We start from the raw sequence: 17,763 nt of genomic DNA, 5'->3' as shown, positions 1-17,763 counted from the left end.
CCGCCCCCCTCCCCCACCCCGTCGAAGACGCGCACCGCGGCCCCCGCGCCCGCCACCACCCAGGCGAAGCCGAAGCCCGAGCCGTCGAAGACCCCGGCGACCACGCGGGCCACCACCCCGGCGCCCGCCCCCACCACGGAGGCCCCGGCCGAGGAGACGACGACGGCGGCGGGCTCCACCGCCGACCGCGCGGACGCCGCCGAGGCCGAGGTGCTGCGCCTGGTGAACGTCGAGCGCGGCAAGGTCGGCTGCTCCCCGGTCCAGCCGTCGGACGGCCTCGCCCGGCTGGCCGGCGCGTTCAGCGCCGACATGGCGAACCGCGGCTTCTTCGACCACACCGACCCCGACGGCGCGACGCCGTGGTCCCGCGCCCAGGCGGCCGGCGTCACGAACCTCGGCGGCGAGAACATCGCGCGCGGCCAGGTCGACGCGACCGCCGTGATGGTCTCGTGGATGAACAGCGACGGCCACCGCGCCAACATTCTGAACTGCGACTTCACCACTCTCGGCGTGGGCGTCCACTTCGCCGACGGCGGCCCGTGGTGGACCCAGGACTTCGGCTACTGAGAGTCCCGCGGCCTCACATGGTCTTGAACTCGGTCCTCCCGGCGCCCATCGCGAACGTGCCGTCGGAGTAGAGGGCCGGGCGGGCCTCCTCGTGCTCCTCGGAGTACTGCTCGACGTGCCGGATCAGTGCGCCGTCCGGGGCGGTGAAGTCGATCAGGGCGATGGCGACCCAGTAGGACAGCTCGGAGTCGTGGAAGAGCGGCACCTCCACGGTCGACCCCCGTCCGTCGGTGACCACCGCCCGGGCACCGAAGGACCGGAAGGAACCGGTGCCGTTCTCCACCGCGCTGTAGGCGCAGACCAGGACGTAACCCTGCTGGTCGGGACGGTGGATGGTGACGGTCTCGCGCCCCGGGACGCGGGCGTCCCCGTCCAGGGCGATGTACGGCGGGCCGGATGCCGAGCCGAGAGCGCGGTAGTAGACGGCGTCGTCCGACTTCTTCGCGCGCGTGCCGGGCGGGGTGACGCGGGGCCCCGGGACGTAGAGCGCGTACAGGTCGAGGTCCGCGCCGGCCTCCTGGCGCTCCTCGCTCCCGCCGTCCCATTCGAGGGTGGCGGTCACGACGAGCCCCGGATCGTCCTTGCGCATGTCGATGGTCGCGTGACCGTCCTTGGTCAGCGTGACCTTCCCCAGCGGCGCCTTGGTCAGGGGTACGGCGGGAGCCTGCGGCGGCGCCAGGACCACGGGCCCGGCGGGAGCCGGCGGAGGCGCGAACGCCACGGCCCCGGCCGGAGCCGGCGGAGGCGCGAACGCCACGGCCCCCGCGGGAGCAGGCGGCGGCGCGAAGGCCGGCGGGGGGACGGCGGCGGGCGCCGCCGGGGCGGCCGGCGCGTCGTCCTGCGCCACCTCGATGCCGAAGTCCGTGGCCAGCCCCGCGAGGCCGGTGTCCCAGCCCTGCCCCACCGCCCGCGCCTTCCAGCCACCCGCCCGCCGGTAGAGCTCGACCAGGACGGCCACCGTCTCCCCGTGCTCGAAGGGCGGCGGCGCGAAGGAGAGCCGGTCGGTCCCGCACTCCACCAGCGCCTGCGGGGTCGATCCCGGGTCGAAGCGGGCCGCCGGCACCTCCGGGTCGACGCTGGCGACGATCGCGATGCGGTCGACCCCGGCCGGGACCTCCGCCAGGTCCACGGTGATCGTCCGCTCCGACAGGGTCACCCCGTCGTGCGAGGGGTGGTTGTAGAAGACGAGGTCGTCGTCGCTCCGCACCCGGCCGTCCGCGCCGAGCAGCACGGCGGAGACGTCGACGGCGGTCCCGGCCGAGGTCAGCGTGGTACGGCAGTGGGCGCCGGTCAGCGTGGCGTTGCCGCCCTTCGCGAGCGGGGTGGTGACAGGGCTGGTCATGGTGGGCCTCTCAGGATGTGCGTACATCGTGAGGGACCGGACCGCTCCCCGTACGGCGAACACCGATTTCCCGTTCGACCCGACCGCCCCCGCTCACTTTTCGAAAGCGCGGTCTGGTGGTGAGTGGGCGGCGCGCGTACCGTGAGAGGCATGACCGACGATCTCGCCTTCGACGTGTTCGCCCGGGGGTGCGCCTCGCGGGTGACGCTGGAGCACATCACGGGCCGGTGGGGCGGCCTCACCCTCGGAGCCCTGTACGAGGGGTCCTTCCGCTTCAACGAGCTGCGGCGGCGGGTCGACGGCGTCAGCGAGAAGATGCTGGCGCAGACCCTGCACGCGCTGGAGCGGGACGGCCTGGTGCACCGGGAGGCGCAGCCGGTCAATCCGCCCCGGGTCGACTACCGGCTCACCCCGCTCGGGCGGGACGTCGCCGAGCGCCTCGTCGGGCTGATCACCCTGGTCGAGAGCCGGATGCCGGAGGTCGTCGCGGCCCGGGAGGCGTACGACTCCGGGCGCGCCGCCGTCACGGGCTGACGCGCGGCGGGCGCTGGCAGCGCGGGCAGAAGTAGCTGGAGCGGTTCATCCAGGCGCGGCGGCGCATCGGTGTGCCGCAGCGGCGGCACGGCTCGTCCTCCCGCCCGTAGGCGTCGAGCGAGCGGTCGAAGTAGCCGGACTCGCCGTTCACGTTCACGTAGAGGCTGTCGAAGCTGGTGCCGCCGGCGGCGAGCGCCGCGTTCATCACGTCGCGGACGTGGCCGAGGAGTTCGGCCGAGCGCGGGCGGGTGAGGGTGGCGGTCGGCCGGTCGTAGTGCAGCCTCGCCCGCCACAGCGCCTCGTCGGCGTAGATGTTGCCGACGCCGCTGATCAGCGACTGGTCGAGGAGCGCCCGCTTGATCGTGGTGCGGCGCAGGCGGAGCGCGGCCTGGAAGGCGGCGTCGTCGAAGGCGGGGTCCAGCGGGTCGCGGGCGATGTGCCCGATGACGTCGGGCAGCCCGTCGGCGCTGTCGGGGGCCGTGTCGTGCAGCGAGAGTCCGCCGAAGGTGCGCTGGTCGACGAAGCGGAGCTCCGTGCCGGCGGCATCGTCGAAGCGGATGCGGATGCGCAGGTGCTTCTCGTCCGGCGCGGCCTCCGGCTGCACCAGGAGCTGGCCGCTCATCCCGAGGTGGCCGAGGACGGAGGTGCCGGTGTCGGCGAGCGGCAGCCACAGGTACTTGCCCCGGCGCCGGGCCGGCTCGAAGCGCCGTCCGGTGAGCCGGGCGGCGAAGTCGGCGCCGCCCGCCGGGTGGCGCCGCACGGCCCGGGGGTGGAGCACCTCGACGCCGGCCACGGTCCGGCCGGCGACCCAGCGCTCCAGTCCGCGCCGGACGACCTCGACCTCGGGCAGCTCGGGCACGGGACTCCTCCGGAGGGGTACGGGGTGGTGGTCCTCGCAGCCTACCGCCAGGGACCGACAGGCCCCGCGGCCTCCGGAAACGGCTCCGCCCGCCCCTGGCGGGGGCGGGCGGGAAGACTCCGCTGAAGGATGCGGGCGGTCGCGGGGCGACGGTCAGGCGGTGGCCGGTGCGGCCCCGTCCTCCCGGTCCCGCTCGCCGGTCGCGCCGGCCTCGGCTTCGGCCTTGGCCGCCGCCACCCGCTCGTCCGCGGCCGCGCGGATCGCGCGCCACGCGGATTCGGCGGCCTGCTGCTCCGCCTCCTTCTTGCTGCGGCCGGTGCCGGTGCCGTACGAGACACCACCGACGCGGGCGGCAGCAGTGAAGGTCTTCTCGTGGTCGGGGCCCTCCTCGGAGACGAGGTACTCCGGCACGCCGAGACCCTCGGCCGCGGTGAGCTCCTGGAGGCTGGTCTTCCAGTCCAGTCCGGCACCGAGGTTGGAGGACTTCTCGATCAGCGGGTCGAAGAGCCGGTGCACCAGCTCGGAGGCCGCGTCGAGACCCTGGTCGAGATAGACCGCGCCGATCACCGCTTCGAGGGTGTCGGCGAGGATGGATGCCTTGTCCCGGCCGCCCGTGCCCTCTTCGCCCCGGCCGAGCCGGATGAAGGAGCCCAGGTCGAGGCCGCGCCCGACGTCCGCCAGCGCACGCGAGTTGACCACCGCGGCCCGGAGCTTGGCCAGCTGGCCCTCGGGCAGATCGGGGTGCGTGCGGTAGAGGGTGTCGGTGACCACCAGGCCGAGCACGGAGTCCCCGAGGAACTCCAGCCGCTCGTTGGTGGGCAGACCGCCGTTCTCGTACGCGTACGAGCGGTGGGTCAGCGCACGCACCAGAAGGGCGGACTCGAGGTGATACCCGAGCCGCCCTTCCAGAAGCGTGTGGGACGAGGCGTTGTTGATGTTGTCAGACATCGTGCCTCTCACCAGCCCGCTCAGACCGAGAGGACCTGGCGCTTGTTGTAGGTGCCGCAGCTCGGGCACGCGATGTGCTGCAGCTTCGGCTCCTGGCAACGCTCACACGAAACCAGGGTGGGGACCGCAGCCTTCCACTGCGACCGGCGGTGGCGCGTGTTGCTGCGCGACATCTTCCGCTTCGGAACAGCCACGGCTACTTCTCCTGCTTCTCGTCGACACCGGTAGCGGCGTCGCTCATGTTGTCCTTCTCGTCGGCTCCCAGCGAACCGGCGAGTTCCTGCAGTGCCGCCCAACGGATGTCGGTGGCGTCGTGGTGGTGGTCCGGGTCGTCGTTCAGGTTGATTCCGCATTCGGAACACAGACCCGCACAGTCCTCCCGGCACACCGGCTGCATGGGCAGCGCGAGTACCACTGCGTCACGCAGCACGGGTTCGAGGTCGAACATGCCGTCCTCGAGGGGGATCATGTCCTCGGCTTCGTCGTCCTCGTCGTCCGAGGCCGCCTTGGCGCGGCCCCGGTCGTCGGAGTCGGGGTACGAGAACATCTCCTGGAAGTCCGCGTCGAGCTCCAGCTCGACGGGCTCCAGACACCTTACGCACTCCCCCTCGGCCGATGCACGGGCGGTGCCTGTGACAAGCACCCCTTCCATGACCGACTCGAGTCGGAGCTCGATCTCCACCGGAGCGCCCTCGGGCACTCCGACGACCCCCGCGACGCCGAGATCGGCGGGCGCGTCGACCGTGCGGGAGATCCGCTGGAGGGCACCGGGACGCCGCCCCAGCTCGTGCGTGTCGAACACGAGGGGGTTGCGGTGGTCGAGGCGCGTGCTCAGGGTTCTTCCTGCTTTCGGATCGTTCGCGTCGCAAGTTTCACGGGGGCTGCCGCTCGCGGGCAGCCTGGATCGCGGGCATACACGCGACCGAAGAGCCAGGATACTGGACGCTTCGCCCAGGGCCCAATCCGGCCCCTCCGCCGGCTACTGGCCCTGCTCGTACCGGCGCAGCTGCTCCAGGTCGATCATGCTCGTGTCGAAGAAGCTGGTCTCGTCGAGCGCGGCCGGCTGCGGCTGGACCTGGGGCTGCTGCTGGTATCCGTAGGGGTCCTGCTGGGGGTAGCCGTACGGGTCCACCTGCTGGGGCTGCTGGTACACGTAGGGGTCCTGCTGCGGGTAGCCGTACGGGTCCACCTGCTGGGGCTGCTGCGGGTAGCCGTACGGGTCCTGCTGGGGCGGGATCTGCGCGGCGACGGGGGCGGGCGCGGGGGCGGCGGCCGGCTCCGGGTCGGCGAGCTCGGCCAGTCCGGCGAGGTAGTCGGCGTCGCTGGTGTGCACGGACTGGCCGAGGCCGTCCTGGGCGGCCATGTGCTCGCCGAGGGCGTCGGTGGCGATCCGGCCGTGCAGCTTCTGCCGGCCGCGGCCGACGGCCTCCAGGGTCTTGGAGAGGACCGCCTCGAAGGCGCCCAGCTTGGCGTCCACGTACTCGTCGGCGCGGGCGATCAGCGTCTGCGGGTCGGCGCTGTACTCGGGGGCGTCCTCGTCGGCGTAGCCGTGCTCGTCCAGGCCGGGGCCGCGGCCGAGGAGCTTCTCGCGGCCGCGGTCGACGGAGCCGATGGTCTTGTTGAGGACGACCTCGAAGTTGGCGAGCTTGGAGTCGACGTACTCGTCGGCCTCGGCGCGGATCTCCTCGGCCTCCCGGCGGGCCTCGGAGAGGATCCGGTCGGCCTCCTCCTGGGACTGCCGGGCGATCTGGGTGTCGGAGACGATCGTGCCGCGCTCGGCGTGCGCGGCCTCGATGATCCGCTCGGCCTCCTGGCGGGCCTGCTCGACCAGCTGCTCGCGCCCGCCGATGAGCTCCTGGGCCTGGGCGAGGGAGTTCGGCAGGGCGCCCCGCACCTCGTCGAGGAGGGCGAGCAGCTCGGCGCGGTTGACCACGCAGGAGGCCGACATGGGCATCGAGCGGGCGTTCTGTACGGTCGCGACGATCTCGTCGAGCTTCTTCTGCACGTCCACCGGGTGCTCGCCACTCTCTACAGCTGGATGGAGACGGACGGGACGACTGTAAGGGCAGTCGCGGCCCGCCCGACACCAGGTGACGGAGCGTCAGCGGCGGTGGCCGCGCGTCACTTCCGCCCGAGCCGCTCGGTGAGCCGGCCGAGGACCGCCGGGGGCACCAGGTGGGAGACGTCGCCGCCCCAGGCCGCGACCTCCTTGACCAGGGACGACGACAGGAAGCTGTAGGTGGGGTTGGTGGGCACGAAGAGCGTCTCGACGCCCGACAGGCCGTTGTTCATCTGGGCCATCTGGAGCTCGTAGTCGAAGTCGCTGACCGCGCGCAGGCCCTTGACGATGGCGGGGATGTCCCGCTGCTTGCAGAAGTCGACGAGCAGGCCCTGGAAGGACTCCACCTCGACGTTGCCGAAGTCGGCGGTGACCTCGCGGATCAGCTCGATCCGCTCCTCGACCTCGAACAGGCCCTTCTTGGACTGGTTGATCATCACCGCGACGTGCACGACGTCGTAGAGCTTCGAGGCGCGGGCGATGATGTCGAGGTGTCCGTTGGTGATGGGGTCGAAGGACCCCGGGCAGACGGCGCGGCGCATCGTGGATTCCTCGCTCTCGGGTGCGGTCATCGGTGGTCCTCGCCGGCCGTGACGCGGCCGTACCAGAACGTTCCCTCACCGTAGCGGCGGGAGCGCAGGGCCTCGAAGCCGTCCGGCCAGCCGAACTCCCCGCCCCGCGTGGCGCGCTCCACGGTGACGACGGCATCCTCGCCCAGCCAGCCCCCCGCGCGCAGTGTGAGGAGGATCTCGCGCAGCTCCTGGTCCGGGACCGCGTAGGGCGGGTCGAGGAAGACCAGGTCGTACGGCTCGGCCGGGGCCGGTCCGGTGACGATCTGCTCGGCCTTGCCGGTGCGGGCCTCGGCGCCGGGCAGGCCGAGCGCGCGCACGTTCTCGCGGACGGTGCGGGCGGCCCGGGCGTCGGCCTCGACGAGCAGGGCGTGGGCGGCGCCGCGGGAGAGCGCCTCCAGGCCGACGGCGCCGGAGCCGGCGTACAGGTCGGCGACCCGGGCGCCCTCGACGCCGAAGAGCGCCTCCCAGGTGGAGAAGAGGCCCTCGCGCGCCCGGTCGGAGGTGGGGCGGGTGCCGTTGCCCGGGGGCACGGCCAGGCGCCGTCCGCCGGCGGTGCCGGCGATCACGCGGGTCATCGGTGTCCTCGTCCTGAGTCGTCCAGTGCGTACGTCTCAGGATATGGCGGTACCGGCCGGGAGCTCGATCAGCCCTTCTCCAGGTACTCCTCCCGCTCCTCGCTGAGCAGGGCGTCCAGGGCGGTGCGCAGGCCCGGGTGGGCGGCCAGGTCCGGGTCGGCGAGGACGAGGGCGGTGGCCTCCTCGCGGGCGGCGGCGATGACCTCCTCGTCCTCGATGACGGCGAGGACCCGGAGGGAGGAGCGGACGCCGGACTGGGCCTGGCCGAGGACGTCGCCCTCGCGGCGCTGTTCGAGGTCGATGCGGGAGAGCTCGAAGCCGTCGAGGGTGGAGGCGACGGCGCCGAGGCGCTGCCGGGCGGGGCTCGCCTCGGGCATCTCGGTGACCAGGAGGCAGAGGCCGGGGGCCGAGCCTCGGCCGACGCGGCCGCGGAGCTGGTGGAGCTGGGAGACGCCGAAGCGGTCGGCGTCCATGATCACCATGGCGGTGGCGTTGGGCACGTTGACGCCGACCTCGATGACGGTGGTGGCGACAAGGACGTCGAGCTCGCCGGCGGCGAAGCGGCGCATGACGTCGTCCTTGTCGTCGGGGTGCATGCGCCCGTGCAGGACGGCGATCCGGAGCCCGGCGAGGGGGCCGGCGGCGAGCTTCTCGGCGACGTCGAGGACGGCGAGCGGGGGGCGCTTCTCGGCCTCGTCCTCGGCGGAGGGCTTGCGCTTGGCGGCCTTCTTCTGGTCCTCCTCATCGCCGATGCGGGGGCAGACGACATACGCCTGGTGGCCGTTCTCCACCTCCTCGCGGACCCGCTCCCACGCGCGCGTGAGGAAGTGCGGCTTGTCGGCGGCGGGGACGACATGGCTGGCGATCGGAGAGCGTCCGGCGGGGAGCTGGTCGAGGACGGAGGTCTCCAGGTCGCCGAAGACGGTCATGGCGACCGTGCGCGGGATCGGGGTGGCGGTCATGACGAGCAGGTGCGGGGGCTGCTTGCCCTTGCCCCGGAGCGCGTCGCGCTGCTCGACGCCGAAGCGGTGCTGCTCGTCGACGACGACGAGGCCGAGGTCGTGGAACTTGACCTTGTCCTCGATGAGGGCGTGGGTGCCGATGACGATGCCGGCCTCGCCGGTGACCAGGTCGAGCAGGGCCTGCCGGCGGGCGGCGGTCCCCATGGAGCCGGTGAGCAGCACGACCTTGGTGGCCTTGTCGGCGCCCCCGAGCATGCCCCCCTCGGCGAGCTCGCCCATCATCTCGGTGACGGACCGGTGGTGCTGCTGGGCGAGGACCTCGGTGGGGGCGAGCATCGCGGCCTGTCCCCCGGCGTCGACGACGGCGAGCATGGCCCGCAGCGCCACCAGGGTCTTGCCCGAGCCGACCTCGCCCTGGAGGAGGCGGTGCATGGGGTGGTCGGTGGCGAGGTCGTCGAAGATCTCCTTGGAGACCTTGCGCTGGCCGTCGGTGAGCGTGAAGGGGAGCTTGGCGTCGAAGGCGGTGAGGAGGCCGTCGGCGGCGGGGCGGCGGGGGACGGCGGGGAGCTGGGTGTCGGCGTGCCGGCGGCGGGCGAGGGCGACCTGGAGGACGAACGCCTCGTCCCACTTGAGCCGTTCGCGGGCGGCGGCGATGTCCGCCTGGGTGCGGGGGCGGTGGATCAGGCGGAGCGCGTCGGGGAGTTCGGCGAGGCCGCGGCCCTCGCGGAGGGCCTCGGGGAGCGGGTCGACGGCGTCCGCGGCGCTGGGCAGGACGGCGTCGACGGCCTTGGCGATCTTCCAGGACTCCAGCTTGGTGGTGGCCGGGTAGATCGGGATGAGGGCGCCGGCCCAGGCGTCCACCGCCGCGTCGCCGTCGCCGCGCAGCAGTTCGTAGGCGGGGTGGGCGAGCTGGAGGCGGCGGTTGAAGAGGGAGACCTTGCCGGAGAACATCGCGCGGGTGCCGGGCAGCAGGTCGTGGTGGGGCTTGTGGACGCCCTTGCCGAAGAAGACCAGCTGGAGCCGGCCGTAGCCGTCGGTGATGGTCACTTCGAGCCGCTGGCCGCGGCCCTTGGCGCCGTTGAAGGTGTGCACGCGGGCGTCGGAGACCTGGGCGACGACCGTGACGTGCTCGTCGAGCGGCAGGTCGGAGAGGGTGGTCAGCTCGCCCCGCTCGGCGTACCGCCGGGGGTAGTGGTGGAGGAGGTCGCCGACCGTGTGCAGGTCGAGGGCCTCGGCCATGACCTTGGCGGTGGCGGGGCCGAGGGACTTCTTGAGGGGTTCGTCGAGCGCGGGCACGTCGTCCATTGCACACCACGACGCCGACAGTCGGGGCGATGCCTGTGGACAACCCGCCGGACCGGGCCCGGCTATTCGACCCCGATGAGGAGCGGCGGGGCGCCGGCGCCCGCGTGGTAGGTGACGGTGTCGACGGCCAGGTAGCCGCGCCGGACGTGGGCTTCGAGGGTGCCGGCGAGGCCGGGCGGGGTGCCGTCGGCGACGACGAGGGTGACGAGTTCGCCGCCGGCCTGGAGCATCCGGTCGAGGACGGTGCGGGCGGTGTCGGTGAGGTCCTGGCCGATGACGGCGACGTCGCCCTCGATGAGGCCCAGGACGTCCCCGGCCTGGCAGACGCCGGCGGAGGTGAAGGACCGGTGCTCGGCGACGGCGAGTTCGGCGTAGCGGGTGGCGCCGGCGGCGGCGGTCATGGCGACGACGTCCTCGTCGAAGCTGCGCCCGGGTTCGTGGACGGCGAGGGCGGCGATGCCCTGGACGGCGGCCCGGGTCGGGATGAGGGCGACCCTGATGCCTTCGGCGCGGGCCCGTTCGGCGACGGTCGCGGCGGCGGCCCGCAGATCGGTGTCGTTGGGCAGGAGGACGACCTCGCGCGCGTGGGCGCGGCGGACGGCGGCGAGGAGTTCGTCGCCCGCGGGCGGTTCGCCGGGCCGGGCCTGGACGGTGGTGGCGCCGGCCTCGGCGCAGAGTCCGGCGAGTCCCTCGCCGGGGAGGACGGCGACGACGGCGCGGGCGGCCCGTTCCTCGCGCGCCCGGGCGGTGCCCCCGGCCTCGGCAGGGGCGGGCGCGGGCACGGTGCTCGCGAAGTGGGTGATGCGGATCCGGTGCGGCCGGCCGGCCTCGATCCCGGCCTCGACGGCGGCGCCGGCGTCGTCCACGTGGACGTGGACGTTCCAGAGCCCGTCGCCGCCGACGACGACGAGGGAGTCGCCGAGGGCGTCGAGCCGGGCCCGGAGGAGTTCGACGGCGGCGTCCTCGGCCTCCAGGAGGTACAGGACCTCGTAGCCGGGTCCCTCGCCGCCGGGGCCGCAGGGCTCCCCCGGCCCCTCGGGCAGCGCCCGTACGCCGGGGGACGGCGCCAGCACGTCCGGCGCCCGGCCGGTCACCGTCTCCACCAGCGCCCCGAGGACGGCCACCAGGCCCTGTCCGCCGGCGTCCACGACCCCCGCGCGCCCGAGCACGGCCAGCTGCCCCGGGGTGGCCTCCAGGGCGGCCCTGGCCCCGTCGTAGGCCCTCCTGGCCACGTCCGCGAGGGTTCCCCCGGCCGCGCAGCCCGCCGCGGCGGCGGAGGCGACGGTGAGGATCGTGCCCTCCTCGGGGTGGGCGACGGCCTCGCGGGCGGAGGAGGCGGCGGCGGCGAGGGCGCGGGCGAGGTGGTCGCCGTCGGCGCCCTCGGCGAGCACCCCGGACATGCCGCGGAGCAGCTGGGACAGGATGGTGCCGGAGTTGCCGCGGGCGCCGAGGAGGGCGCCGTGGGCCATGGCCCGTACGGCGTCGGCGGTGTCGGGCGCGGAGGCGCCGGAGGCCCCGGGGGCGGTGAAGACGGCCTCGACGGCCCGGTGGGCGGCGTCGGCGGTCAGGCAGAGGTTGGTGCCGGTGTCGCCGTCGGCGACCGGGTAGACGTTGATGGCGTCGATGGCGGCCCGCTCCCGTCCGAGCGCCTCGGCCGTCCGCGCGCTCCAGGCCCGTACCGCCCCGGCGTCGAGGACGAGACGCTCGTCACTCCGTACGGTGGGGTCGAAGGGCTGCGGGGCTCGCGACAACGGGGGTCCTCCTTCGGCGGTGAAGCTCACCGCAGGGTAGACCGGGGGTGCTCCGGACCGGGCGGCCGGGACGGGGTGGGCCCGGACCGTGGTAGTTTCGTTCCACCGGAGCAGTCGTTGTATGCTGCTTCGGTTGCCCGGCACTCGCCGGGCCATCCCCGGCAAGCCACTTCAGACTCCTGATTCCGGTGCGCCGGATCTCACTGTAAATCTGAAGTCTTTGGAGTGACCCGTGGCTGCCAACTGCGACGTCTGCGGCAAGGGGCCGGGCTTCGGCAACAACATTTCGCACTCGCACCGCCGTACGTCTCGTCGCTGGAACCCGAACATCCAGCGTGTGCGTGCCGTGGTCGGTCGGACGCCGAAGCGGCTCAACGTCTGCACCTCGTGCATCAAGGCCGGCAAGGTCTCGCGCTAATCGCGACGTTTCCGTGTCGTAGCGCAGCCCCTGCGGTTGCCTTGAGAGGCCGGTTCACCTCGGTGAACCGGCCTTTTGCCTTGCCCGGAAACAGGGGGCCGGACTCAGCGGCGCAGCGCCCACCCGTGGTCGACGGGCCCGATGCCCTCCCCCAGGGCGAAGCCGGCGGCGATCGCCCCGGTCACGTACGCCTTGGCCTCCCGGACGGCCTCCGGGACGGCCAGCCCCTTCGCCAGTCCGGACGCGACCGCCGAGGCGAGGGTGCAGCCGGTGCCGTGGGTGTGCCGGTTGTCGTACCGGGGGGCGCGCAGCCAGTGCTCCTCGGTGCCGTCGGTGAGCAGGTCCACGGCCTCGGCGGCGTCCCCGGGCAGATGGCCGCCCTTGATCAGCGCCCAGCGCGGTCCGTGGCCGAGGATCGCGTCGGCGGCCCGGCGCATCCCGTCCTCGTCCTCGACCGCGATCCCGGTGAGCTGCGTCACCTCGTCCAGGTTGGGCGTGGCGACGGTCGCGACGGGCAGCAGCTTCGCGCGGACCGAGTCCAGGGCGGAGGCGGCGAGCAGCGGGTCGCCGTGCTTGGAGACGCCGACCGGGTCGACGACCACGGGCGCGTCCGTCCCCGCGAGGAGTTCCGCGACCGTCTCCACGAGCGCGGCGGAGGCGAGCATGCCGGTCTTGACCGCGTGGACGCCGATGTCGTCGACGACGGCCCGGTACTGGGCCCGCACCGCCTCCTCGGGCAGTTCCCAGGCGCCCCGCACGCCCCGCGAGTTCTGGGCGGTGACGGCGGTGACCACGCTCATGCCGTGGACGCCGAGGGCGAGCATGGTCTTGAGGTCGGCCTGGATGCCGGCGCCGCCGCCGGAGTCGGATCCGGCGACGGTCAGCACCAGGGGCGGCCGGGTGGTCACTCGGTCTCCCCGAAGTGGTCCCAGCCGCCGGCGCTGTGCCAGGGGGCGCCGTCGACGGTCACCTGGGGCAGCGCAGAGGGGGCGATGACCTCTCCGATGACCTTCCAGCGGGCGGGCAGCTTCACGTCCGGCGGGAAGGTGGCGACGATCGCGTGGTCCTCGCCTCCGGTGAGGACCCACTGGCGCGGGTCGACGCCGACGGCCTGGCCGATGTCGTGCATCTGGCTGGGGATGTCGATGAGGCCGGAGCGCAGGTCGATGCGGACGTTGCTGGCCTCGGCGATGTGGCCGAGGTCGGCGATCAGGCCGTCGCTGACGTCGCACATGGCGGTGGCGCCGAGCCCGGCGGCCGCGGGGCCCGCGTGGTACGGCGGTTCGGGGCGGCGGTGGGCCTCGACGAAGGCGCGGGGGGAGCGGAAGCCGCGGGAGAGGACCGCGTAACCGGCGGCGGACCAGCCGAGCCAGCCGGTGTAGGCGACGACGTCGCCGGGCTGGGCGCCGCCCCGGGTGACCGGTTCGTGGTTGCGGAGGTCGCCGAGGGCGGTGATGGAGACCATGATCGTGTCGCCGCGGACGACGTCGCCGCCGACCACCGCCGCGCCCGCGACCTGACATTCGTCGCGGAGTCCGTCCATGAGCTCCGTGGGCCAGGTGACGGGCAGTTCGGCCGGGACGACGAGGCCGAGGAGGAGCGCGGTGGGGACCGCGCCCATGGCGGCGATGTCCGCGAGGTTCTGCGCGGCGGCCTTGCGGCCGACGTCGTACGCCGTCGACCAGTCGCGGCGGAAGTGCCGTCCTTCGAGCAGGATGTCCGTGCTGGCCACCACGCGCCGGTCCGGGGCGGAGACCACGGCGGCGTCGTCGCCGGGCCCGATCCGTACCGCCGGGGTGGAGGTGAGCCGGGACGTGAGCTCCCTGATGAGCCCGAACTCGCCCAGTTCTCCGACTGTGCCCTTCACCGCGTCTCACCTCGTGTCGTCGTGCCGGCCGGCGGTCGGCGGAGCGTCCGCTCACGCCGCGGGTCGCGGGCCGTCACCGTGCTGGGTACCGTCAAGTTGACCGTCAACTTCCGTCCTGTGTACGCCACACCCCGAATGCGCCGGAAGGCGCGGGTCTCCCCGCGGCTTCCGGCGACGCGGTACCGTGGCGTCTCTTTCTCCCACAAGATCCTCGTGGCCGCCCTGGAGGTTCCGTGGTACAGGCGTACATTCTGATTCAGACCGAGGTGGGCAAGGCGTCGACCGTCGCCGACACCATCGCCAAGATCCCGGGGGTGATCCAGGCAGAGGACGTGACCGGACCGTACGACGTGATCGTGCGGGCGCAGGCCGACACGGTCGACGAGCTCGGCCGCATGGTGGTCGCGAAGGTCCAGCAAGTGGACGGCATCACGCGCACCCTGACCTGCCCGGTCGTCCATCTGTAGCCCCCGTCTACCCTTGGCCGGTGACGTCTTCCCACCGGCCCTTCGGCCTGCCCGCCTCAGCCGCCGTCCTGCTGCTGGCCGTCACCGGCTGCTCCGCCGACGCCCAGGCGTCGGTGCCGGTACCGACACCGCCCGCGGCGGAGGCGGCGCTCTGCCGCGCGCTGGACCGGGAACTCCCGGACACCGTGGCCGGCCAGGAGCGGAGCGATCCGTCCCCCGACTCCGAGCTGACCGCGGGGTGGGGCGACGGAGCGATCGTACTGCGCTGCGGGGTGCCCCGGCCCGAAAAGATGAGCGATCCGCAGGCGGAGGGCATCTCCGCCGAGGGCGTCCGCTGGATGCTGGAGCAGCCGGAGTCCGGCGGCCCCCGCTTCACCTCGGTGTACCGGAAGACCTACGTCGAGGTGACCCTGGGCGAGCAGTACGCGCACGACGTCGGGCCGCTGGCGGACCTCGCCGCCCCGGTGGCGCGGGCGGTGCCCTGCGCCCTGGAGCCCTCGTGCCGTTAGGGCCCGGCCCCCCGGCCGGGCCCGTCCGGGCTAGCGCAGGCCCGTGGAGCGGGTCAGCGCGGCCTGGATCAGCCGGTCGACCAGCTCGGGGTAGCTCACGCCGCTCTCCTGCCACATGCGCGGGTACATGGAGATCGGGGTGAAGCCGGGCATGGTGTTGATCTCGTTGATGACGAAGTCGCCGTCCTCGGTGAGGAAGAAGTCGGCGCGGACCAGGCCCTCGCAGGAGACCGCCTCGTAGGCGGCGACGGCGAGCCGCTGGACCTCGGCGGTGGCCTCGTCGCCGATCGGGGCGGGCACCAGACCGGAGGCCGAGTCGATGTACTTGGCCTCGAAGTCGTAGAAGTCGTGGTCGGTGACGGGCGGGATCTCGGCGGGCACGCTGGCGCGCGGGCCGTCCTCGAACTCCAGGACGCCGCACTCGATCTCGCGGCCGCGCACCAGCGCCTCCACGATGATCTTCGGGTCGTAGCGGCGGGCCTCCTCGACGGCCTCGTCCAGGCCGGACAGGTCGTCGACCTTGGTGATGCCGACGGAGGAGCCGCCGCGGGCGGGCTTCACGAAGAGCGGCCAGCCGTGGTCGGCGGCGAACTCGACGATCTTCTTGCGGGCCTCGGCCGGGTTGCGGTCCCACTCACGCGGCCGGATGACCTCGTACGGGCCGACCGGCAGGCCGTACGAGACGAAGACCCGCTTCATGTACTCCTTGTCCTGGCCGACGGCGGAGGCGAGGACGCCCGCGCCGACGTACGGGATGCCGGAGAGCTCCAGGAGGCCCTGGAGGGTGCCGTCCTCGCCGTAGGGGCCGTGGAGCATCGGGAAGACGACGTCGACCTCGCCGAGGGCCTGCGGCAGCGAGCCGGGCTCGTGCAGGACGACCTCGCGGCTGGCCGGGTCGACCGGGAGGACCACGCCGCCGGTCTCCGACTCGGCGAGCTGGGCGACGTCCGGCAGGGAGCGCTCGGCGATCGCCATCCGCTCGGGGGCGTCGGCGGTCAGCGCCCAGCGCCCCTCCCGGGTGATGCCGATGGGCAGCACGTCGTACTTGGTCCGGTCGATCGCCTTGAGGACGGCGCCGGCGGTGACGACGGAGATGGCGTGCTCGGAGCTGCGTCCGCCGAAGACGACGGCCACGCGGGGCTTGCGGGGGCTCTGGGTGTTCTCGCTCATATCGCGATGAGCGTACCTTGCGGTGTCCGAACTCCTGAGCGCCCCGCTGGCGGCCTCGCGCGGACGGCTCAGCGGCGCCCGGTCAGCGCCGTTCGGGCTTGGCGCTGCGCGACATCAGTTCCTTGAGCGCGACCGTCGGCGGCTTGCCGTCGTGGACGATCGAGACGACGGTCTCCGTGATGGGCATGTCGACGCCGTGCCGGCGGGCCAGATCGAGCACCGACTCGCAGGACTTGACGCCCTCGGCGGTCTGCTTGGTGGCCTCGACGGCCTCCTGGAGGGTCATCCCGCGGCCCAGGTTGGTGCCGAAGGTGTTGTTCCGGGAGAGCGGCGAGGAGCAGGTGGCGACGAGGTCGCCGAGGCCCGCGAGGCCGGAGAAGGTGAGCGGGTCGGCGCCCATGGCGAGGCCGAGGCGGGTGGTCTCGGCGAGGCCGCGGGTGATGAGCGTGGCCTTGGAGTTGTCGCCGAGGCCCATGCCGTTGGCGATGCCGACGGCGAGGCCGATGACGTTCTTCACCGCGCCGCCGAGCTCGCAGCCGACCACGTCGGTGTTGGTGTAGGGGCGGAAGTACGGGGTGATGCAGGCGGCCTGGAGCCGCTGGGCGACCGACTCGTCGACGCAGGCGGCGACGGCGGCGGCGGGCTGCCGGGCGGCGATCTCCCGGGCCAGGTTGGGGCCGGTGAGGACCGCCACGCGCGCGGCGGGCACGCCGGCGACCTCGGTGATGACCTCGCTCATCCGCTTGGCGGTGCCGAGTTCGATGCCCTTCATCAGGGAGACGAACACGGTGTCGGGGCCGAGCTTCGGCGCCCAGGCGGCGAGGTTCTCGCGCAGGGTCTGGGAGGGGACGGCGAGGACGGCGAAGTCGGCTCCCCCGGCGGCCTCGGCCGCGTCGGCGGTGGCCGTGACGCCCTTGGGGAGTTCGACGCCGGGCAGGTAGTCCGGGTTGGTACGGGTGGTGTTGATGGTCTCGGCGAGCGCGGGGCGGCGGCCCCAGAGGCTCACCTCGCAGCCCGCGTCGGCCATCACCATGGCGAAGGCGGTGCCCCAGGACCCGTTCCCGAAGACGGCGGCCTTGGTCATACGGCGCCTCCCTCGGCGGCCTTGCGGCGCTGCTCCCGGCGGGCGCGGCGCGGGTCGTACGGCTCGGCGGGGGCCTGCTCGCCGCGGACCTCCTCCAGGAGGGCGGTGATGGCGGCCATGATCGTCTCGGTGGCCTCGCGCAGCACCTCGGGGGTGGGCTCCAGGCCGTCGAAGCGGGAGAGGTCGACGGGCGGGCCGGCCTGCACGATCAGCGTCTTGCGCGGGAAGAAGCTGAACTTGTCCTTCTTGGCGTACGGCGGCATCGCGAGGTTGGCGCCCCACTGGGCCACCGGGATGACGGGCGCCTTGGTGAGCAGGGCGACGCGGGCGGCGCCGGTCTTGCCGGGCATGGGCCACATGTCGGGGTCGCGGGTCAGGGTGCCCTCGGGGTAGAAGGCGACGCACTCGCCCCGCTCGATGGCGTCCACGGCGGCGCGGAAGGCGTCCAGGGCGTTCGCGGTCTCGCGGTAGACGGGGATCTGCCCGGTGTTGGTCAGCATGGTGCCGACGAATCCGGCCTTGAAGAGGCCCGCCTTGGCCAGGAAGCGGGGCACGCGGCCGGTGTTGTACTGGTAGTGCGCGTAGGACAGCGGGTCCAGGTACGAGTTGTGGTTCACCGCGGTGATGAAGCCGCCCTCGGCCGGGATGTGCTCCATGCCGCGCCAGTCCCGCTTGAACAGAACCACCAGGGGGGGTTTGGCGATGACCGCCGCGAGGCGGTACCAGAAGCCGATTCTGCGGCGGGGCACTCGGGGCACCTTTCTCCGGGTCTTG

Annotated in this window: 20 protein-coding genes; 5 read left to right on the top strand and 15 right to left on the bottom strand. The window is 73.3% G+C overall.

What is annotated here, in order from left to right:
• A partial coding sequence (locus tag IF73_RS0131645; protein WP_031013941.1) for a CAP domain-containing protein occupies nucleotides 1-567 on the top strand: 567 nt, incomplete at its 5' end.
• 13 nt (nucleotides 568-580) lie between these two features.
• Here IF73_RS0131645 and IF73_RS38180 read toward each other — a convergent pair.
• Entirely contained in the window at nucleotides 581-1,909 is a 1,329-nt protein-coding gene (locus IF73_RS38180; protein WP_037881139.1) for a TerD family protein, read from the bottom strand.
• Nucleotides 1,910-2,059: 150 nt separating this feature from the next.
• Between IF73_RS38180 and IF73_RS0131630 the strand changes: the two genes are divergently transcribed.
• Nucleotides 2,060-2,443, top strand: coding sequence for a winged helix-turn-helix transcriptional regulator (locus IF73_RS0131630; protein WP_031013940.1), 384 nt, complete (start codon nucleotides 2,060-2,062; stop codon nucleotides 2,441-2,443).
• Here the strand turns inward: IF73_RS0131630 and mutM are convergent.
• The 9 genes from mutM to IF73_RS0131585 all read right to left on the bottom strand — a co-directional run bounded on the left by mutM (nucleotide 2,433) and on the right by IF73_RS0131585 (nucleotide 11,474).
• Complete coding sequence (gene mutM, locus IF73_RS0131625) at nucleotides 2,433-3,302, bottom strand: bifunctional DNA-formamidopyrimidine glycosylase/DNA-(apurinic or apyrimidinic site) lyase (protein ID WP_031013939.1); 870 nt, start codon at nucleotides 3,300-3,302, stop codon at nucleotides 2,433-2,435. The two genes, IF73_RS0131630 and mutM, sit on opposite strands and share 11 nt — an antisense overlap.
• A gap of 153 nt (nucleotides 3,303-3,455) precedes the next feature.
• Complete coding sequence (rnc, locus tag IF73_RS0131620; RefSeq protein ID WP_037881134.1) at nucleotides 3,456-4,250, bottom strand: ribonuclease III; 795 nt, start codon at nucleotides 4,248-4,250, stop codon at nucleotides 3,456-3,458.
• Nucleotides 4,251-4,270: 20 nt separating this feature from the next.
• Complete coding sequence (gene rpmF / locus IF73_RS0131615; RefSeq protein WP_015036448.1) at nucleotides 4,271-4,444, bottom strand: 50S ribosomal protein L32; 174 nt, start codon at nucleotides 4,442-4,444, stop codon at nucleotides 4,271-4,273.
• 2 nt (nucleotides 4,445-4,446) lie between these two features.
• On the bottom strand, nucleotides 4,447-5,052 hold the full coding sequence (locus tag IF73_RS0131610) for a YceD family protein (RefSeq protein WP_199806753.1): 606 nt from the start codon (nucleotides 5,050-5,052) through the stop codon (nucleotides 4,447-4,449).
• 177 nt (nucleotides 5,053-5,229) lie between these two features.
• Complete coding sequence (locus IF73_RS0131605) at nucleotides 5,230-6,261, bottom strand: ATP synthase F0 subunit B (RefSeq protein ID WP_031013936.1); 1,032 nt, start codon at nucleotides 6,259-6,261, stop codon at nucleotides 5,230-5,232.
• A gap of 110 nt (nucleotides 6,262-6,371) precedes the next feature.
• Nucleotides 6,372-6,851 (bottom strand): pantetheine-phosphate adenylyltransferase, encoded by a 480-nt coding sequence (coaD, locus tag IF73_RS0131600; RefSeq protein WP_199806754.1) that lies wholly within the window; start codon nucleotides 6,849-6,851, stop codon nucleotides 6,372-6,374.
• Nucleotides 6,852-6,877: 26 nt separating this feature from the next.
• On the bottom strand, nucleotides 6,878-7,456 hold the full coding sequence (rsmD, locus tag IF73_RS0131595) for a 16S rRNA (guanine(966)-N(2))-methyltransferase RsmD (RefSeq protein ID WP_031013934.1): 579 nt from the start codon (nucleotides 7,454-7,456) through the stop codon (nucleotides 6,878-6,880).
• A gap of 68 nt (nucleotides 7,457-7,524) precedes the next feature.
• The gene (gene recG / locus IF73_RS0131590; protein WP_031013933.1) at nucleotides 7,525-9,723 is read right to left on the bottom strand and encodes an ATP-dependent DNA helicase RecG; all 2,199 of its coding nucleotides are present in this window, start codon (nucleotides 9,721-9,723) and stop codon (nucleotides 7,525-7,527) included.
• Between the two features lie 62 nt (nucleotides 9,724-9,785).
• Nucleotides 9,786-11,474 (bottom strand): DAK2 domain-containing protein, encoded by a 1,689-nt coding sequence (locus tag IF73_RS0131585; protein ID WP_031013932.1) that lies wholly within the window; start codon nucleotides 11,472-11,474, stop codon nucleotides 9,786-9,788.
• A gap of 232 nt (nucleotides 11,475-11,706) precedes the next feature.
• On the opposite strand from IF73_RS0131585, the gene rpmB reads away from it, so the two are divergent.
• Nucleotides 11,707-11,892 (top strand): 50S ribosomal protein L28, encoded by a 186-nt coding sequence (rpmB, locus tag IF73_RS0131580; protein ID WP_003957616.1) that lies wholly within the window; start codon nucleotides 11,707-11,709, stop codon nucleotides 11,890-11,892.
• A 104-nt stretch (nucleotides 11,893-11,996) separates the two neighbouring features.
• Here rpmB and thiD read toward each other — a convergent pair whose 3' ends face one another.
• Nucleotides 11,997-12,800 (bottom strand): bifunctional hydroxymethylpyrimidine kinase/phosphomethylpyrimidine kinase, encoded by an 804-nt coding sequence (gene thiD, locus IF73_RS0131575; protein ID WP_031013931.1) that lies wholly within the window; start codon nucleotides 12,798-12,800, stop codon nucleotides 11,997-11,999.
• Nucleotides 12,797-13,759: a thiamine-phosphate kinase gene (locus tag IF73_RS0131570; RefSeq protein WP_031013930.1), complete on the bottom strand. Its 963-nt coding sequence runs from the start codon at nucleotides 13,757-13,759 to the stop codon at nucleotides 12,797-12,799. Before IF73_RS0131570 ends, thiD begins: the two co-directional genes overlap by 4 nt.
• 233 nt (nucleotides 13,760-13,992) lie before the next feature.
• Here IF73_RS0131570 and IF73_RS0131565 point away from each other — a divergent pair, with 233 nt between their 5' ends.
• Both IF73_RS0131565 and IF73_RS0131560 read left to right on the top strand, forming a co-directional pair.
• Nucleotides 13,993-14,226 (top strand): Lrp/AsnC family transcriptional regulator, encoded by a 234-nt coding sequence (locus IF73_RS0131565; protein WP_030496958.1) that lies wholly within the window; start codon nucleotides 13,993-13,995, stop codon nucleotides 14,224-14,226.
• 20 nt (nucleotides 14,227-14,246) lie between these two features.
• Nucleotides 14,247-14,735 carry a DUF3515 domain-containing protein gene (locus IF73_RS0131560; protein WP_051717515.1) on the top strand — a complete coding sequence of 163 codons (489 nt, stop codon included), beginning with the start codon at nucleotides 14,247-14,249 and terminating at the stop codon, nucleotides 14,733-14,735.
• Nucleotides 14,736-14,765: 30 nt separating this feature from the next.
• Here IF73_RS0131560 and IF73_RS0131555 read toward each other — a convergent pair whose 3' ends face one another.
• From IF73_RS0131555 to IF73_RS0131545, 3 genes are all read right to left on the bottom strand, one after another.
• On the bottom strand, nucleotides 14,766-15,905 hold the full coding sequence (locus IF73_RS0131555; protein ID WP_031013928.1) for a D-alanine--D-alanine ligase family protein: 1,140 nt from the start codon (nucleotides 15,903-15,905) through the stop codon (nucleotides 14,766-14,768).
• An 82-nt stretch (nucleotides 15,906-15,987) separates the two neighbouring features.
• Nucleotides 15,988-16,989, bottom strand: a complete 1,002-nt coding sequence (locus tag IF73_RS0131550) for an NAD(P)H-dependent glycerol-3-phosphate dehydrogenase (protein WP_031013927.1) — start codon at nucleotides 16,987-16,989, stop codon at nucleotides 15,988-15,990.
• On the bottom strand, nucleotides 16,986-17,738 hold the full coding sequence (locus IF73_RS0131545; protein ID WP_031013926.1) for a lysophospholipid acyltransferase family protein: 753 nt from the start codon (nucleotides 17,736-17,738) through the stop codon (nucleotides 16,986-16,988). The genes IF73_RS0131550 and IF73_RS0131545 overlap by 4 nt, the downstream gene beginning before the upstream one ends.
• Nucleotides 17,739-17,763: the final 25 nt, after the last annotated feature.

The sequence above is a fragment of the Streptomyces sp. NRRL F-5727 genome (assembly GCF_000719555.1).
Taxonomy (GTDB): Bacteria; Actinomycetota; Actinomycetes; order Streptomycetales; family Streptomycetaceae; genus Streptomyces.
Note: the sequence above shows the minus strand (reverse complement) of the source record. Positions and strands in the feature narration are given on the sequence as shown.

What these genes read in the sequence shown, in the direction of transcription:
- coaD (WP_199806754.1), bottom strand. Translation starts at nt 6,851, where the DNA reads ATGCGCCGCGCCGTCTGCCCGGGGTCCTTCGACCCCATCACCAACGGA.
- IF73_RS0131630 (WP_031013940.1), top strand. Translation starts at nt 2,060, where the DNA reads ATGACCGACGATCTCGCCTTCGACGTGTTCGCCCGGGGGTGCGCCTCG.
- rnc (WP_037881134.1), bottom strand. Translation starts at nt 4,250, where the DNA reads ATGTCTGACAACATCAACAACGCCTCGTCCCACACGCTTCTGGAAGGG.
- IF73_RS38180 (WP_037881139.1), bottom strand. Translation starts at nt 1,909, where the DNA reads ATGACCAGCCCTGTCACCACCCCGCTCGCGAAGGGCGGCAACGCCACG.
- IF73_RS0131550 (WP_031013927.1), bottom strand. Translation starts at nt 16,989, where the DNA reads ATGACCAAGGCCGCCGTCTTCGGGAACGGGTCCTGGGGCACCGCCTTC.
- rsmD (WP_031013934.1), bottom strand. Translation starts at nt 7,456, where the DNA reads ATGACCCGCGTGATCGCCGGCACCGCCGGCGGACGGCGCCTGGCCGTG.
- IF73_RS0131555 (WP_031013928.1), bottom strand. Translation starts at nt 15,905, where the DNA reads ATGAGCGAGAACACCCAGAGCCCCCGCAAGCCCCGCGTGGCCGTCGTC.
- recG (WP_031013933.1), bottom strand. Translation starts at nt 9,723, where the DNA reads ATGGACGACGTGCCCGCGCTCGACGAACCCCTCAAGAAGTCCCTCGGC.